16 protein-coding genes and 2 pseudogenes are annotated in these 17,449 nt (G+C 34.9%); 12 read left to right on the top strand and 6 right to left on the bottom strand.

Translation table 11 applies throughout. The features are described 5' to 3' along the window. The first annotated feature begins 32 nt into the window (after positions 1-32). From OPR49_RS04160 to OPR49_RS04180, 5 genes are all read left to right on the top strand, one after another. Positions 33-1,484 carry a replicative DNA helicase gene (locus tag OPR49_RS04160; RefSeq protein WP_064124936.1) on the top strand — a complete coding sequence of 484 codons (1,452 nt, stop codon included), beginning with the start codon at positions 33-35 and terminating at the stop codon, positions 1,482-1,484. Positions 1,485-1,598: 114 nt separating this feature from the next. Further along, complete coding sequence (locus tag OPR49_RS04165; protein ID WP_265026743.1) at positions 1,599-2,012, top strand: hypothetical protein; 414 nt, start codon at positions 1,599-1,601, stop codon at positions 2,010-2,012. After that, entirely contained in the window at positions 1,996-2,673 is a 678-nt protein-coding gene (locus OPR49_RS04170; RefSeq protein ID WP_265026744.1) for a hypothetical protein, read from the top strand. The genes OPR49_RS04165 and OPR49_RS04170 overlap by 17 nt, the downstream gene beginning before the upstream one ends. A gap of 35 nt (positions 2,674-2,708) precedes the next feature. After that, positions 2,709-3,578: an IS982 family transposase gene (locus OPR49_RS04175; RefSeq protein WP_458694421.1), complete on the top strand. Its 870-nt coding sequence runs from the start codon at positions 2,709-2,711 to the stop codon at positions 3,576-3,578. Between the two features lie 27 nt (positions 3,579-3,605). Further along, positions 3,606-3,833 (top strand): hypothetical protein, encoded by a 228-nt coding sequence (locus OPR49_RS04180; protein WP_265026746.1) that lies wholly within the window; start codon positions 3,606-3,608, stop codon positions 3,831-3,833. 73 nt (positions 3,834-3,906) lie between these two features. Here the strand turns inward: OPR49_RS04180 and metG are convergent, their stop codons facing one another. Further along, positions 3,907-5,544, bottom strand: coding sequence for a methionine--tRNA ligase (gene metG / locus OPR49_RS04185; protein ID WP_265026747.1), 1,638 nt, complete (start codon positions 5,542-5,544; stop codon positions 3,907-3,909). 157 nt (positions 5,545-5,701) lie between these two features. Between metG and OPR49_RS07605 the strand changes: the two genes are divergently transcribed. Then, positions 5,702-6,151: a TrbC/VirB2 family protein gene (locus tag OPR49_RS07605; protein ID WP_265026748.1), complete on the top strand. Its 450-nt coding sequence runs from the start codon at positions 5,702-5,704 to the stop codon at positions 6,149-6,151. Positions 6,152-6,179: 28 nt separating this feature from the next. Here the strand turns inward: OPR49_RS07605 and ubiG are convergent, their stop codons facing one another. After that, complete coding sequence (ubiG, locus tag OPR49_RS04195; RefSeq protein WP_265026749.1) at positions 6,180-7,349, bottom strand: bifunctional 2-polyprenyl-6-hydroxyphenol methylase/3-demethylubiquinol 3-O-methyltransferase UbiG; 1,170 nt, start codon at positions 7,347-7,349, stop codon at positions 6,180-6,182. A 514-nt stretch (positions 7,350-7,863) separates the two neighbouring features. On the opposite strand from ubiG, the gene dnaG reads away from it, so the two are divergent. The 3 genes from dnaG (at position 7,864) to OPR49_RS04210 (ending at position 12,215) form a co-directional block, all read left to right on the top strand. Then, positions 7,864-9,603 carry a DNA primase gene (gene dnaG / locus OPR49_RS04200; RefSeq protein ID WP_265026750.1) on the top strand — a complete coding sequence of 580 codons (1,740 nt, stop codon included), beginning with the start codon at positions 7,864-7,866 and terminating at the stop codon, positions 9,601-9,603. Between the two features lie 237 nt (positions 9,604-9,840). Beyond that, positions 9,841-10,923, top strand: a complete 1,083-nt coding sequence (locus OPR49_RS04205; protein WP_265026751.1) for a Fic family protein — start codon at positions 9,841-9,843, stop codon at positions 10,921-10,923. A 209-nt stretch (positions 10,924-11,132) separates the two neighbouring features. Then, positions 11,133-12,215, top strand: coding sequence for an efflux RND transporter periplasmic adaptor subunit (locus tag OPR49_RS04210; protein ID WP_265026752.1), 1,083 nt, complete (start codon positions 11,133-11,135; stop codon positions 12,213-12,215). A 36-nt stretch (positions 12,216-12,251) separates the two neighbouring features. Here OPR49_RS04210 and tnpC read toward each other — a convergent pair. Then, positions 12,252-13,020, bottom strand: a pseudogene (tnpC, locus tag OPR49_RS04215) (IS66 family transposase); the annotation flags it as partial. 81 nt (positions 13,021-13,101) lie between these two features. Here tnpC and OPR49_RS04220 point away from each other — a divergent pair. After that, positions 13,102-13,895: pseudogene (locus OPR49_RS04220) on the top strand (IS4 family transposase); the annotation flags it as partial. A gap of 102 nt (positions 13,896-13,997) precedes the next feature. Next, positions 13,998-15,086, top strand: a complete 1,089-nt coding sequence (locus OPR49_RS04225; RefSeq protein ID WP_265027486.1) for an IS481 family transposase — start codon at positions 13,998-14,000, stop codon at positions 15,084-15,086. A 129-nt stretch (positions 15,087-15,215) separates the two neighbouring features. Here OPR49_RS04225 and OPR49_RS04230 read toward each other — a convergent pair whose 3' ends face one another. The 3 genes from OPR49_RS04230 to OPR49_RS04240 are packed head-to-tail and all read right to left on the bottom strand — an operon-like array spanning position 15,216 to position 16,588. After that, complete coding sequence (locus OPR49_RS04230) at positions 15,216-15,530, bottom strand: FtsB family cell division protein (RefSeq protein ID WP_010962526.1); 315 nt, start codon at positions 15,528-15,530, stop codon at positions 15,216-15,218. Between the two features lie 49 nt (positions 15,531-15,579). After that, positions 15,580-15,708, bottom strand: a complete 129-nt coding sequence (gene ykgO / locus OPR49_RS04235) for a type B 50S ribosomal protein L36 (protein ID WP_006279631.1) — start codon at positions 15,706-15,708, stop codon at positions 15,580-15,582. A gap of 49 nt (positions 15,709-15,757) precedes the next feature. Next, the gene (locus tag OPR49_RS04240) at positions 15,758-16,588 is read right to left on the bottom strand and encodes a pyruvate, water dikinase regulatory protein (RefSeq protein ID WP_065095172.1); all 831 of its coding nucleotides are present in this window, start codon (positions 16,586-16,588) and stop codon (positions 15,758-15,760) included. Positions 16,589-16,738: 150 nt separating this feature from the next. Between OPR49_RS04240 and ccmC the strand changes: the two genes are divergently transcribed. Next, complete coding sequence (ccmC, locus tag OPR49_RS04245) at positions 16,739-17,449, top strand: heme ABC transporter permease CcmC (protein WP_265026753.1); 711 nt, start codon at positions 16,739-16,741, stop codon at positions 17,447-17,449.

Here is a 17,449-nt window from a genome sequence, read left to right on the forward strand (position 1 = left end):
ACAATAATCAACAGTTACTCTCAAAACTTAAAATGAATGAATTAGCTAGTCTCTTGGGTTCAAGAAGTGTAGACAAGGAAATATGTAAATTACCGCATAATCTAGAAGCTGAACAGATGCTTATTGGTGCAATGATTCGTGATAATAGAATCTGTGATGCGGTTGAAGACACAATCACAGCGGAGAATTTCTATGATCCATTACATCAAAGTATTTTTACGCAAATATCCAAAACCAGGAAACATGGCATAATTGCCAATGAACTGAGCCTCAAGATGTTTTTTGAGCACGACAAAGCATTTACCGAATGTGGTGGGGTAGAGTACTTAGCAAAGCTTGCAGCGAAGGCAAGTATTGCGCTTGATATCTATAGTTTGACTAGAATAATCCGTGATACTTACTTAAGGAGATGTTTAATTAAGCTCGGGCAAGAAATAGTTGGTGATAGCTACAACTACGATATTGAAAATCCTGCACAGGCGCAAATTGAACAAGCAATGACAAAATTGTTCAATTTGGCAGTAAAAAAACAAGGTGAGAAAACATATATAAAACTTGCAAGTTCAATTAAAGATGTAGTTGAGAAGATCAGCACACTGAAAAATAATCCAGAAGCGCTAGGCGTTACAACCGGACTTCAAGATCTAAATCAGCTTCTTGGTGGTCTACAAAAATCTGATTTATTAATTTTAGCTGCAAGGCCTTCTATGGGTAAAACAGCATTGGCGCTAAACATCGCACTTAATGCTTGTAAGATGTTGCAAAAAAGAGCAGATAAGCAACACTATGTAGCGTTTTTCTCGCTTGAAATGTCAGCAGAGCAATTAACTGCAAGGCTGATCACTATAGATTCAGGGATTAGTTATTATAAGGCATTAACCGGGAGAATTAGTGATTTTGAATTGCATGAATTTATCAATACTAGTACAGAATTATCTGAACTGCCTTTCATCATAGATGACACCCCTGCGCTATCAATTAGTGCCCTTCGCACCAGAATACGCTTGCTGTATCAATTATATAATGTAGAAGTGGTATTCATTGATTATTTGCAGCTAATCAGAGGAACAACAAAAAGGAGTAATGAAAATAGAGTGCAAGAAATCTCGGAAGTGACGCAGGGTTTGAAAGCAATTGCAAAGGAGCTAAATATTCCCATTGTTGCACTATCTCAGCTCTCTCGTTCTGTTGAGCAGAGGGATGATAAAAAACCACAACTTTCTGATTTACGTGATTCAGGGAGCATAGAGCAAGACGCAGATATAGTAATGTTTCTCTATAGAGAAGAGTATTATGAACTAAGAAAACAGCCAAATGAAGGAAACAATAAACATCGGGAATGGCAAGAGAAAATGGAAAAAATTAGAAACATTGCAGAGCTCATTATTGCAAAGCAGAGAAATGGACCAATTGGCAGTGTGAAGCTATATTTTGACTCTAACAGAGGTGCATTTAAAGATTACACGGAAAGGCATAGTTCATAGCTTGGCAGCAATCTTCTTGTTCCCAAGTTTATCAATTATTTTTTTTATGTAAAGATAGCTTGACAACTTCTTAAAAATCCTTTTATAATGGTATTATATTTTATAATACGTGAGATGATGAATAAAAACAATGTACCCTATTATATAGCTGGAACTCTGGCTACTTTCACTTTATTAGCATCTGGAGTGTTTGCTGCAGCTCCTTATATTGGTTTCTTAGCTCCAGTTGCAGCATTAAGTGTTGGCTTGCCATTTATTATTGGTTATGCTGTGTTTTCTGTTGTAACTGTTGCACTTTCGTATAAAGCAATTAGTAAGAACAAAACAATTTCTGAGAAGGAAGCTCAGCTTGCTGATGAAAAAAGTAAAGTAGAAGCTAAAAATAAAATAATTTCTGAGAAAGAAGCTGTAGTACAGGATCAAAAGCAAACCATTTCTGAGTTAGAAGCTAAGATACAAGCTCAAGAACAAACAATTTCTGGGCAAAATGACCAGCTGACTAAAAAAAGAAGTGGAAGTAAAAGCTAAAGAGGAAGAAATTTCTAAGCAGAAAATTGAAATTAATAAAAAAAATGAGGAGATTAATAATCCAAAAGAAGAAATAGAAAAATTTAAACACAAGAAAACTTTTGTTCCGCAAGCAATAAAGAATATCAAAGAAGCATCTCAAGAAGCATTTGCATATGTAGCAGAAGCCTACAGTAGTGGGCGCGTTCATAGTACTATTAAGCAGCGCCGTAGTGATGTTGCAAATGACTTAAAAAATGTCGTAGGTAGTGCGAAAAATGCTTATGGCACATCAGTTGAGTATGTAAAAGGGAAATTTAATAGTGCTGGAAATAAATTAAAAAATGTTTATGGTACATTAGTTGAGTATACAAAAGGAGCACTTAACAGCGTTGGAAGCAGCTTGTACAGTAGGATTTATGGTACTAAGGTTTCTAGTCTGGCAGAACAGTTTAAGCGTTATGCAGAAGATGGGTCTGAACTTAGCATGCGAGAACTAACTCGTTTGGATTACTTAGATCTTGCAGTTTCTTCCAGTGAGCAAAAGCAACGAGCTAATAGTTTGGATTATTTAAATATTGATAACGACGTTCCTAAGCAACCTGATCATTTAAGTATTGATGCTGCTAAAAACGTGAATTCTGGATTAAAGGAGAATAGAAAAGGCAAGAAAACAGGGTAAACTCAGCAGTTATAAAAAAATAGATGAGGTTACCCATGGAAGATATAACAAAACTGTTTTGTTTGGTCGATGATTTTTGCAGAGATATAGAGAAAAATTTTGCAGATAAACTACTGCCAAATGGTAAAAAACCCACAAGAACAACGGAAATTGAGCACTCCGAAATCATGACAATAATCCTGCTATATCAACAATCTCCGTGTAAAAATTTCAAAACTTTCTATCTACATTACCTAACGTTGCTCTACAAATCAGAGTTTCCAAAGTTACCTTCATATACCAGGTTTGTTGCTCTAAAGCCTAGGGTTTTGTGGCATTTAGCAATGTTGTTGCATTGGCTTTGTGGACAGTCAGAAAACACTGGAATTTCATATATAGACACAACTCCCATTGCAGTTTGTCATGCAAAAAGAATATCCAAAAACAAAGTTTTTGCTGGAATTGCAAAATTAAGCAAGAGCACTTACGGCTGGTTTTTTGGTTTCAAATTACATATGGTAATCAATGAAAATGGTGAAATTTATGCACTTACGCTCACAAAAGGCAATGTTGATGATAGGATACCTGTGCCAAATCTGACGGAAAAATTAATCGGCCTTTTGTTTGGTGACAAAGGTTATATTGCAAAAGAGCTTTTTCAGAAGCTGTTTGACCGAGGTTTGAAACTTGTTACCAACGTGAAAAAAGGTATGAAAAATACATTGATTTCGCTAAATGAGAAGATTTTACTGAGAAAAAGGTCTATCATTGAGACTGTTTTTGGTTACCTAAAAAATAGACTAGAAATTGAACACACTCGCCATAGATCCCCTGTTAATTTTTTGGTTCATATCTTTTCTACTCTCATTTCCTATTCCATCAAATCCAAAAAGCCTTCTATTTCCTATTCTTTCTTCCTTCCTTAATCCAGAATTCGCGTTAAAAGGTATTTAATGAGTCTTTCTGAGGATCAGGATGTATTTTATGATGCAGAATCTGGTGATGAAAAAGGTACTGAGATTTCTAGCCCAGAAAGTCAGCCAACTAAAGAAGAAAATGGTCAAGGCTGGTTTGCATGGAGCCTAGGAAAGGCTAAGTCGGCAATGACTGAAGTAGTAGTGATAGGTGCTGATGTTACTAAACCATATTTTGCTAAAGTAACTAAGGCACTTGCCACCTAACTTGAATATGTAGACAGCGGTGTGCACCGTCGTTAACTAAAGATAATCCCATCCAGGAGAAATAGTTTTTACACTATTTCTCCTCTTTAGCATCAACCCTCAAAAAAACCGGCGTAGGTTTAGGCAATGTTATGCCTGAACTTACGCACGCGTCGCACAAAGATTTTAAATCTCGTTGTTCTTTCGGAATTTGCAGTTGATTTAGTATCATCTCCGCTGACTTCGGGACAATTGGCTGCAATAAAATGCCTATTATCCTGATATATTCCAGTAACTTGTAAATTACTAAATTCATGCGCTCTCTGTCAGTTTTGCTTAGTGTCCAGGGTGCACTTTTGTCTATGTAGGCATTTGCTTCAGAAGAGATGTTGATGATTAGAAGTATGATATGGTTAAATTCATACTTTGATAGGTGATTCATCACTTGATCGAGTATATCTTTGCAACCTGGAAGACTTTCTTCACCTTTAAGTAGGCTTTGATCGATTGTTGGTACAATTCCAGAACATTGCTTGTGTAAAAATGAAATTGTTCTTTGTACTAAATTGCCTATGTTGTTTGCCAGTTCTGAATTTATCCGGCTGATCATATTTTTCTTACTAAAGTTGCCATCTTGGCCGAAGCTTGCTTCCCTGAGGAGAAAATAGCGTAGCTGATCAACACCAAACTCTTGAGCGAGGCCAATTGGATCTATGACATTACCAAGGGACTTGGATATTTTCTCTCCCTCGTTCAACCACCAACCATGAACTGCAATTTGTTTTGGCAGTGGCAGGTCTGCTGCAAGGAGAATCGCTGGCCAATATACAGCATGAAAGCGCAATATGTCTTTACCGATTACATGAACGTTGAAAGAGTTGTCAGCTAGGTTTGCAGCGCTTGACACTGGAATCTGCGTTTTCCCTTGGTTTGGTGTCATTCCAGTGCTTGACACTGGAATCTGTGTTTCTGGTTCTGCCCAAAACCTCTTATATTCCTCACCTTCAGTACTAGGGAAACCTATTGATGTAAGATAATTGGTTAATGCATCTATCCAGACATAGATTACGTGTTTGTCATTACCTGGTACTTTTATTCCCCAGTTAAAACTAGTGCGAGAGATTGAGAGGTCAATGAGCCCTGATCTTACAAACGATATCACTTCATTTCTTCTGCTCTCAGGAAAGATAAAACTTGGCTGATTTTTATAGAGTTCCAGTAATTTTTCTTGCCAGTTTGATAAGCGAAAAAAGTAACTCTCTTCTTTTATCCACTGGACCTCAGCACCTGTTGGTGCTTTGCCATCTATCAGCTCTGACTCCTGATAAAATGCTTCATCACGAACTGAATACCAACCCGAATAGGAATCCAAATATATTTGTCCTCTCTCTTCAAGTCTATTCCATAAAGCTATCACTGCTTTTTTGTGACGTTCCTCCGTAGTGCGAATAAAATCGTCATACTCAAAATTCATGAACTTAGCCAATTCTTTAAATGAAACGCTCACTTCATCTGTAAATTCTTTTGGCTGCATTTCCTTTGCTTTAGCTGCTTTTTCTATTTTTTGTCCATGTTCATCTGTACCGGTGGTAAATTTGACATTTTTCCCAGCTAGTTTCATGAACCTTGCCACCACGTCACACAAGAGAGAAGTGTATGCATGACCAATATGCGGCTTATCGTTTACGTAATATACTGGCGTGGTGATGTAAAAGTTCTCGAATTGTTCCATGGTTTAGCATTTTGATAAAAATCAACTGAGTTAATTATAGTATTAAAAAGGCAGTAATAAATAAATATTGATTGGGTTAAGCATAATTTTTGAAAAAAGCTATTTACTGAAATTTTATTAAAATAAGAAACAATCAGGCATGATTATTGAAAGAACAATGAGAAATTTTCTTGTAATTCTATTTATAGTTTTCTATGCATTTGATGCACACGCTGATGGAGCAACAGATGTAATGTGTAATGTAATAGGTTACGTTCATGGAATAGGTGGACCAATGATTACAGTGGTAATAATTGGTTCAAGCTTACTTGCAATATTTGGCAGAATGCCTTGGCCTGCACTTTTCGCACTGGGTATGTTTGTTGCTGTGTTTTTTGGTGCTCCTCAAATTGTAACAAAGGTAACAGAAAAAGAAGTTTGTTGTCTTGATGAGAGACAAACATTGAATAATGGAAAGTGTGTTGCTGCTCCTGGATATGAATACATAGGTCGTGATCGTTGTGGCCCTAGGAGAAACGGGATTCAAGGATGTTGTCCTAATGGCTGGGTGATCACTAGTAAGGGCAACTGTAAGAAACCTGGTCTAGATCCTTCAGAGTATTGGTAGTGAAAATGGTGCTTTTATAGAGTTAAATCTAACCACTCATCAAACCACAAAGTATATAATTAACATCTACTCCTTTAGTTAGATTCCACTCACGCTTTATTACGTTGTACTCCATGCCAGCCATGTTTTGCAGCGTTACATTATTTTCTCTTAAGTGATTTGCAATTTCTGACGGCTTGAGAAATTTATTCCAGTTATGTGTACCTTTTGGCAGCCAATTTAATATGTACTCTGCACCAATTATTGCAAGACAAAAGGATTTAATAGTTCTATTTATTGTGGATATAAAGATTAACCCCTCCGGTTTTAGCAGTTCTATCGCTTTTTTCATGAAAAGCTCTAAATTATCCACATGTTCAACTACTTCCATCAACAGAACCACGTCGTACTTCTTGTCATTGCTTAGCTCTTCAATGCTGGTGTGTATATATTCTATATTTAACCCTACTTTTTTTGCATGTGAATGCGCTACTTTTATGTTTTCTTCACATACATCTATTCCCACAACGTTAATGCCAACGCGTGCCATTGACTCTGACAAAATGCCACCACCGCATCCAACATCAAGCAATGATAATTCTTTCAAATTGCATTTTTTTAACTCTTTTATTTTCTCAATAATGTAAGATACTCTAACAGGATTCATCATGTGCAATGGTTTGAATTTGCCGTTCTCATCCCACCACTGGCCTGCCATTTTAGCGAATTTTGATATTTCATCTTCGTTATAAGTTTTTGTTTTTTTTTTCTTAGAGGTTATATTACTGAGTTTATCAAGGCGTTTTTTATGTCTGCTTTCTTTTGAAAATTCTGTTTCGAGGAATTGTTTGACTATGTCTTTTGCTAATCCACTCGCAGTAAACCCTGCACCAAGACACAGTACATTTGCGTTGCCATGCTCGCGAGCTAATTTTGCGATCTCAACACTGTTACATAAAGCAGCGTAGATTCCTTCAAAACGATTTGCCACAGTACTCATGCCCAAACCTGTACCACAAATTAATATCCCATAATTTGCTTTTTTGCTTGTTATATCTTCTACAACTTTAACAGCATAGTTTGGGTAATCTACACACTTTTGCTTAGCAGTGCAGCCTTGATCTACTACTCTGTAACCTAGGGCTTCCAGGTAAGGTTTTATTTCTGATTTTAATTCATAACCAGCATGATCTGAGGCAATTGATACTATATCTGACATATAAATAATTAATTTTATACTAATTAAATGATATAATTAAAGCAGATAAGATTTAATAAATTGAATAGATTACAGTGTCAAGTACACAACTGTACGAACGTTGCGATTTGAGTCCACCAAGGAAGGGTGTCATCCCAGTGCCCAGACACTGGGATCCATGCAATCTCGTCAAAGACGTTCATTTTAGCATAAAAGAGCTACTTTTATGCTCACCAGCTCAGTGTCCAATCAAAATTCCTGGATGCCAGTGTCAAGCACTGGCATGACACCTTATGGAGCTATAGTTCCTCTCCATTCTCAAATGCCCTTCTTTTGTCATCTAAGTAGCTATCCAAGAAAACTATTTACTGTACCTACTTTAAATCAACCTTCTTTAATTATATTCATGATTCTTGAGTAATTTATTTTGGGTTCTTTGTCAAGCTGTCCTGATTTTTTGCAAGCCTTGAAATAAATTTCGAGTCAGATGTGTATAAATTCTATATAATTTTTATCCTGCTACTAATTTAACAAGATGGATCATATAGATATTATAAAATCAAAATTATTATTATCCGACATAGTAGGTAAAAAAGTCAGATTAATAAAAAGAGGAGATAGTTTTGTTGGGCTCTGTCCATTTCATAACGAAAAAACCCCATCTTTTTCGGTAAGTAATACTAAAGGATTGTATTACTGTTTTGGTTGCTTAGCTAGTGGTGACGTATTTGAATTTATTTCACAAACTGAAGGATTAAGCTTTAAAGAAGCATTGGAAAGATTAGCATCGGTTACAGGTGTTGAACTGCCCAAAAGTCTTAGTATTACAAAAGAGGACAATAAACTATTTTTAGCGCTTGATTTAGCTGCAAATTGGTTTGCACAAAAAAATCAAGGTGTTGTAGATTATTTAAAGCAGCGTAAGATTTTACCTAAAATCATAGATAAATTTAAGATAGGTTATGCACCAAGCTCTGGTTTGAAAGAGTATTTAAACTCTTCAGGTATTGAAGACAAAATTTTAATTGATATTGGATTAGTAAACAAAAATTTTCGTGATTATTTTTATGACCGGCTGATATTTCCTATACAGAGCATTGCAGGGAGAGTTATTGGTTTTGGCGGACGTGCGCTAAGTTCTGAGCAACAGCCGAAATATTTAAACAGTCCAGAGAGTCAGCTCTTCAAGAAGAGGGAGAATTTATACGGATTAAACTTTGCTTTAAGCGAAATACGTAAAAAACAGCACATACTCGTTGTTGAAGGATATATGGACGCTATAGCGCTACATCAAGCAGGAATTAGTAATGCAGTTGCTCCGCTTGGTACCGCAATTTCTGCAGAACAGATAAAAAATCTATGGAGATTTGCTAAAGAAATCTCCATCTGTATGGATGGCGATAGTGCTGGACGTCATGCTGCTACTCGAGTTGCAGAACTTGCTCTGCCAATATTAGAGCCTGGATACACGTTAAAGTTTGTGACTTTGCCGAGTAATAAAGATCCATACGATATATGTAACGAACTGGAATACAAGAAAGAAGACGTATTGACTGCTCTTGACCATTCAACAAAACTGCATTCTGAATATTTATGGCATCACATAATCGATAGCAATTTGCAAAATTATGAAAAACTTGCTCCGGAAAAATATTCAATTCTTGAGCACAAGTTCATGGAATATGTAAATACTATTAGCAACAGCAGTATTAGAAGGTATTACAGAGATTATTTTTACAATAAGGCTAGTGAACTAAGAAGTAGCTTCAAAAAACAGATTTTTAATAGTAAAACTGGAGCAACAAAAGGTGAGTATCTTCATAACAAATCTCCAGAGCTAATTGAAGCAGAGCAAAATCAGGCCGTAATTTTGCGTATAGCCGTAGAATTTCCTGAAATCTTGAACCGTCCTATATTTTTTGAGCAATTTTCTCATTTTGAATTTACTAATGAGATGAAAAGATTACAACAGCGTATAATTGATGTAATAAGTAACAAAAGCAAACTCGATAAAGAGCAAGAATTGAAGCAGTCTAACGTTATAAAGTATGTATTTGAAAAAACTAGTGTACTAAATAGCCAACTGAACGAGAGAAAATCTGCAGAAATTGTGTGGAATAATATAGTGTTACTAAAAGAATTAAATGCATTACGAAAAGAAAGAACCGAAGCGAGGCTGAGCGGTAATCTTGACTTAGAAGAAAGGTTAATAGAACAAATAGAGCAAATAGAAAGTAGTATACAAGAAATGCAAATGGAGTTTATTGAAAAGTAGATATCGTCTCGTTAGTCAACAAGAAAATTACAAAATAAGACAATATTTTACATAAGATTGAAATTTTTAACTAATTAAGCCTTCCTCCAACAGCTTTGCCCTGTAGTTTTTGATATGGTTAGGATCACTTGAAAATGTATAATTTTTGTAGTTAGCTCTGCTGTGCATATAAAGCTTACTATTGACTTTTATCACATTATCTCACATTATCTCACATAATATGCATGTGAGAAGAATATGAACTGGAAGAATTTTCGTCTTAGTACACGTCTCAACCTAGAAGGGTCTGTAATTGAGCAAGTGTACGAGTTAATTACTGCAGTTGATAGTGTTAAAAATAGCTGGCAGATAACGAAAAAACTACTACCACAAACAATTGAAAGATTAACTCATTCAGTTATTGTTACATCTTCTGGCGCTTCTAACCGTATTGAAGGAAATCGTCTAACCGATAAAGAAGTTGAGGATCTATATAAAAACCTACGTGTCAAAAAATTTAAAAATAGAGATGAGCAAGAAATTGCTGGCTACTTAGAAATGCTTACACTAATATTTCATGATTATACGGATATTCCAATTAGTGAGTCATCAATATTGCACATTAACAACCAGATGCTACTTTATAGTGAAAAAGATTTGTATCATAGAGGAAAATACAAAGCAAGTTCTAATAGAGTTGAGGCAAAAGATCAGAATGGAAAAGTTGTTGGTATAATTTTTGATCCCACACCACCTTACCTTGTTAGAAAGGAAGTACAAGAGCTTATTGATTGGTATCACTGGTCCTTAAATAATAAATTTAAGCATCCTCTTATTATTGTTGCTAACTTTGTTTTTGAGTATTTGGCAATACACCCTTTTCAAGATGGGAATGGCAGAACTAGTAGATTGATGACTAATTTAATGCTGTTGCAGCAGGGTTATGATTTTGTATCTATTGTATCACATGAAAAGATAATTGAAACTAACAAACTTAATTACTATTTAGCGCTTAATAAAACACAAAGTAGCTGGAAAAGTGGCAAAGAAGATATTTCCCCATGGTTAATATTTTTTCTTAATGTGCTCAAAACGCAAGCAAATGAGGCGCATTATGTTCTTGAGAGGGAGAATACTGAATATTTATTATCAAGAAAACAATTATTCTTCTGGGAGTGGGCACTTAGCCTTGCAGATAAAGAATTTAGTAGAAAAGATGCTATAGAAGCTCTAGGATTTCCTCCAAGAACAGTAGAGGCAATTACAAAGAAACTGCTAGGGATGAAATACTTACAGCGTCTTGGAGAAGGCAAAGCCACTAGATATAAAGTTATTATTTAAAAGTTTTAGTATGTTTTTCGAGATTTTTTTAAATCCAGTCTTATGCACAACTTTGTTTGCAATTTTACATTTTTATTCGATTAAAAACTGCATTTTAGCAATAAAAAACTTACTTATTATAGGAAAATCTTGTGTTTGTTCTCATATAAAACTATTTATGGAGTGACAATGGTACATGTATTATACTTACATTTCTGATTCGAAAATTTATGCAGTTGTTTCTAACAAAATTAGTTAACAAATTCTATTGTTTAAAGATGAGAAATAAAGTAATCATCATTTCCAGTATTGCTTTTATTCTACTGTTTTTTATCAGCAGTGCATTTTTAAAAAAAGATCAGGCGGTTCATAGTGATAATGCAACTAGTAGCTTTTCAGTAAAAACTCAAGAATGTGCGCCGCAAAACCGCACTATATATTTAAATTTTTCTGGTACAGTAAATCCCTTACATAGAGCTAGCCTTGTCTCAAAAATAAGTGGTAAGATTATTGCTATTTATTTACCTGATGGTGAAAAGGTAAAAAGAGATGATGTAGTGTTAAAGATAGAAAATTATGACAGGATTGAGCAAGCTCAGAAAGCTAAAGCTTTATTAAAGCAGCGTGAAATTGAGTATGATTCCTCTCACAAACTGAATAAAGAAGGCTATGGAGCACAAATAAAAGTAGAAGCAGCTTTTACTGCGTTACAAAGTGCAAAAGCTGACCTAAAAAGGCTAGAATTGGATTTAGAAAACACTGCAGTCAAATCTCCTATAGATGGTTATGTTGATAAAATCAATGCAAATGAAGGGGATTTTGTTAATGTTGGGCAAAAAATAGCTGACGTGGTTGATTTCAATCAAATTCTTGTGGTGTTATACGTTTCGGAAAATGAAGTAAATAAAATAGAGCTAGGCAGTACAGCTCAAATTAATTTGCTGGACGGAAAAGAATTAGCAGGTGAAGTAAGTTTTATTAGTAAAATTGCTGAACCTAAAACTGGGTCTTATAGGGTAGAAGTAAAGGTAACTAATAATAAAATGATATCCTTCCAGGGACTAACTGCCAACGTAAGGCTACCTTCAGGCGAAAGATTTGCATATAAAGTTCCTTCTTCAGCCCTGAGCTTAAGTGACGAAGGTGCTCTTGGAATAAAGATTGTTGATGATAATAATTATGTAGTATTTGCACCAATAGAAATTGTTGATCATGAGAGCGATGGGGTTTGGATAGTAGCAAATAACGAAGGTAAACCCATAAAGTTAATAGTATTGGGCCACCTATTTGTTAAGCCTGGTGATAAGGTTTAAGACATAAGATCCTTTGTATCCGTTCAGCAGAGTGGTTTAAGAAACGATAGATAGGAGATTGTGAAAAGGCCCTTTGTTTCCATGTCAAGTATAACGAAATTATCCGTTCAAGGAATGCATTTCCCCGCTTCGATTGGGTAAAATATGAATTTTTGCGATAAACGACATAATGCCGAATTTGCCGTTCAGCGTGGTTATTTGTCAGCGGAATATTTTCTGGGTCATCTAAAAATTTCCACATCATTCTTTCAGATTTCAAAATATTTTTTGCAACTCGAGAAGCTCCAATTGCTTCAGGTAAGTGGAATATCTCCTTTAAGTAATACCATGTACGTTTTCGCAATTTTCTGGCACGTCTGGCAAATCTAAAAACATCTATTTCATTTTTTAGCAAAGCCTTTTTTAGTGCAAATAATTCAGTAGCTACATTTCTTAAGTAACAGCCGAGAACTTTAACTTCAATATTCCAACTATGCGCTAATCTTTCAAAATCTCTTGATAAATGCGCCCAACAGATTTGCCTGTTTTTATCAGCAAAGTAATTGTATGCTGCATACCTGTCAGTTACTACCAAACTATTACGATTGCAAAACGCACTATTTTTTAAAACTTTCATTCCTCTTGAGTCCGTTAATTTTATAAAACTAGCTTCATTGCTAGCAAACATCCAACACCAACCGAGTTTACCTTTATTATAGTGACTGGTTTCGTCAACATGCAGAACCTTACTTGTACTTACTTCTTGCTCTATTTTCTCATACATTTCCTTACATTTTGATGCAACTCTATGTTCACTATTTGATATCTTACTATTACCCACAAATATAAATGTACTTATAAATCAAGTATTAGAATATTAGAGTTTGCAAATATTGAGGGTATAAAAATGGCAAACGAGAGTAATGAATGGGCTAAAAATGAATTTGGAGATGCTGTACTTGGAGATAAAAGATTAACTGACCGATTAGTAAATATTGCTGACAGTTTGATAAGTTTACCTGAAAGCTCAATTAATGAGGCATGCGGAAGTTGGTCAGAAGCAAAAGCAGCATATCGTTTTTTTCAAAATGAGAACGTAAAAGAAGTCGATATTCTAGCTTCACACATTGATAAAACAGTTGAAAGAACAAAAGCTCATAAAAGAATTCTTGTGATTCAAGATACAACTTATATTTCATACTCAAGCCATAAGCGGATTGGGAACTATTGCTGGAAAAGGAGCAGTAATGCATACAGCCCTTGCTGTTAGTACGGAAGCTGGGAATACTGGATCAAAAGATTTACTCGAGGCAACTCATTTCTGAAGAAGAAAAAAGACTAAAGAGCCATCGTAACAACGTTCATATTGAGGATAAAGAAAGTATGAAATGGCTAGAAAGTTTTAAGAAAACAAATAATATTATAGATCTGGCCCAAACCGAAGCTATAACTGTATGTGACAGAGAAGCAGATATGCATGATTTTTTTGAACTTGCACATAATCTTAACTCAGCAATTTTAGTAAGAGCTCGCCACAACAGAAATGTAAATAAAAAATTCATGCATACCAGGAACAAGCAAAAATTATGGTCATTTATCCAAGGTCTCCCTTGCGCTGGAAAAGTAGAAGTTGAAATCCCTGCTAGAGATAACAAGCAAAAAAGGACAGCGTTTTTAGAAATTAGGTTCGGAAAATTTATCACATGAAGGCCATATAAAATGTAAAGAAGGTGTATTAAACAGGACTTGATATGACACTTTAAAAAAGTAAGTTAAGAATAATAAAAATAAGGAGTGTTAGAAATGAGTACAATACAAACAAAAATACTAAAACCAAAACTAGGATTACTAGAGCTAGCAAAACAATTAGGAAATGTGTCTCAAGCGTGCAAAGTGATGGGATACTCAAGAGATACATTTTATCGATTCAAGGAGTTATATGAAAATGGGGGAGAAGAAGCATTACATGAAATAAGTAAGAAAAAACCGCTATTAGCAAACAGAGTTTCGGAAGATATAGAAAGAGCAATAATTGGCATAGCTACAGAATTTCCTGCATATGGACAAGAAAGAGCTGCAAATGAGCTGAGAAAAAGAGGTATAATAATTTCCCAAGGAGGAGTAAGATCTGTATGGCTAAGAAATGACCTTGAAACTTTGAAAAAGAGACTTAAAGCACTGGAGGCAAAAGTAGCTCAAGACGGAATCATTTTAACTGAAGAACAACTTGCAGCTTTAGAAAAAGTGAAAGAACAAAGGGAAGCTCATGGTGAAATTGAGACGCAACATCCAGGTTATTTGGGTTCTCAAGATACCTATTATGTGGGCAATATCAAAGGCATAGGGCGCATTTATCAGCAAACTTTTGTTGATACTTATTCCAGAGTTGCAATGGTTAAACTTTACACGGACAGAACAGCTATTACAGCTGCAGATCTTCTTAACGATAGAGTTATCCCATTTTTTGATGAGCAGAGAATTCCATTATTACGCATTCTAACTGATAGGGGTACGGAGTATTGTGGCAAGCCCGAAAATCACGCTTATCAGCTATATTTAGGAATCGAAAATATCGATCATTCTAGAACCAAAGCCAACTCTCCACAAACTAATGGCATATGTGAAAGATTCCATAGAACTATGCAAGATGAGTGTTACAATATTATCTTTAGAAAGAAAATCTACTATTCTTTGGAGGATCTACAGATCGATGTTGATCATTGGTTGCGTTCTTACAATGAGACAAGGCCTCACTCAGGCAAATACTGCTATGGCAAAACACCTATGCAAACGTTTTTTGACAGTAAACATATTGCTTTTCAGAAAAATATTAGTAGCATTAAACAACAGCCTGATATTAGTTTTGACTACGTCAATTCTTCTGTCAGTTAATTCTTCTCTGTCAGATTAAATCTTGTCTTTTACATAGCTAAACTGACTTAGATTTACCGACAATTTGAAAAACCGTCATCCCGCTACGTATTAGCGCCGCGGCGGTATGACGTAGGGAGATCTCTACTGCTATTCCACGTCAAGAACAACCATAAGTTCATTAGGGTTCACATAACCTAAAGCATTTTTTGCTTGCTCATCAAGCAGATCTAAATCTAAGCTTTTTTCATATAAGCCAAATACTTTGTTGTCCAACTTTTCCTTTTCAGAAGAGACATCCTTTAGCAAAAGTTTATTGTACTCGATTTCTTTTTTTAAATCGATTAACGTCAATAAGCCACGTTTACCTGTAATTGTGCTAATGCTGAAATATAATGTAAGGGAAGAAATGAGTAAGGCTGCGCTTAAACACAGTAACTTTTGCTTCTTTTTAGATATAAGCACCGTACTTTCACATATAAAAAATATATAACATGAAAAGGTGAACAAAAAGCTAAGAACCTTGACGCGCTTTACACCTTGGCTTTACCTTATTTATAATGTAAATCTTACCACCCCTTTTCACAACTTTACAATTTTTATCTCTGTTACGATGAGATTTTAGCGACCCTTTGACTTTCATATCTATAGTAAGAATTAAATTACTTTACATTATAATCACTTATCAAGAGTTAGTCAATTGATAACATTTTATTAAAATACTGTATAATTGTTGCTGATACTTCTTCGATTGACTTTTGCGTGACATCAATAATTGGCCAGTTATTCTGCTTAAATAGTTCCTCTGCTTCTTTAATTTCCTTTTCTACTTTCTCAGGGTTAGCATATATATTGTTATCTTCGTTGTTAATTGAAGTAAGTCTATTTTTGCGTATTTCTATTAGCCTACTTACGTCTATTGTTACCCCTATCGTTAGTTTATTTTTTAATTTTGCCAAGTCAACATAAAAGGGTACTCCACTAACAAAAGGAATATTTGCAACTTTATAGCCTCGGTAAGCTAAATACGTACTGGTGGGAGATTTTGATGTACGTGAAACTCCAACCAAAATTATATCTGCTTTATCAATATCTTGAATATTTTGTCCATCATCATGATTAATAGTGTAGTTTATTGCCTCAATGCGCTGAAAATATTCGTTATTTATCTCAGTATGCAAGTCAAGCTTTTCGTCTTTTTCAATTTCAAGATAGGACGAAATTTCTCTAATAATATGTGATAATATTGCTCTATAGGGAATTTTCAACTTTATACAGTTATCTTTTAAATATTTTCTTAGCTCATCATCAGTAATAGTGCATATAACAAAATTATGCTCATCACTTTTCCTATTAATTTCCTCAAGAATTTTGTCAATCTGCTCCTCTTTTTTCACAAAAGACCAAACATATTCGATCGTTTCTATAGAACGAAAGTGTTTCAGAGCTGATTTTGCAACTGATATAACAGTTTCACCACTTGAATCTGATACTAAGTGTAGATTAAGCTTTTTAATGGTCATGTTTTATATAGTGTTATACTAAAAATAATGGCTAGCAATCTGCTACTGAAATTATGCTAATTTGTTGACCTACGTAAATATAGAAAAACTATCCTGTTGATAAAACTCAAACTAATTGGTAAATTCTTAACACAATTATTCTCAAAACGAATGTTTTTATTAAAGCCTACAAATTTCTCTTATTTTTCTAAGAAAGCTCTACCTTGGCTTGGGGTTATTTGTTTCGCATGTTTTTTAATTGGAATGTCTTTGGCGTTATTCTTCTCTCCAGAAGATTATAAACAAGGAGAAATTGTACGAATCATGTACATTCATGTGCCTTCTGCATGGCTTGCTCTTGGAATATATGGATTAATTGCATCACTCAGTTTCATTTCATTGGTGTGGAACAATAGCATTGCTAGTGTCTTGGCACATGCTGCTGCTCCTGCAGGAAAAGTCTTTTCTGCAATATGCTTAATCACAGGTAGTATCTGGGGAAAAGGAACCTGGGGCACTTGGTGGGTATGGGATGCAAGGCTTACTTCAATGCTGATTTTATTTTTCCTATATGTTGGCTACCTTTCATTGTGGAGCGCTTTTGATAATGAAGCGAGGGCAGAAAAATCAGCAGCAGTATTTGCCATTTTTAGTGCTATAAATATTCCTATAGTAAAATTTTCCGTAAATTTATGGTCTACTCTCCATCAGCCTGCAAGCATTTTGAGAAGAGGTGGAGTAGCAATAGAAGGTTCTTTGCTGTTGCCACTCATTGTAATGTTTATGTTTTGTGCCACATTTTTTTTAGTAGTGTGGATACTGTATTCGCTTTACTTAATTAATTTATATAAGATAAAGAGAGAAATTAGTGTGCGGTATTAG

Origin of the sequence: Wolbachia endosymbiont (group A) of Bombylius major (assembly GCF_947251895.1) — a bacterium.
Taxonomy (GTDB): domain Bacteria; phylum Pseudomonadota; class Alphaproteobacteria; order Rickettsiales; family Anaplasmataceae; genus Wolbachia; species Wolbachia pipientis.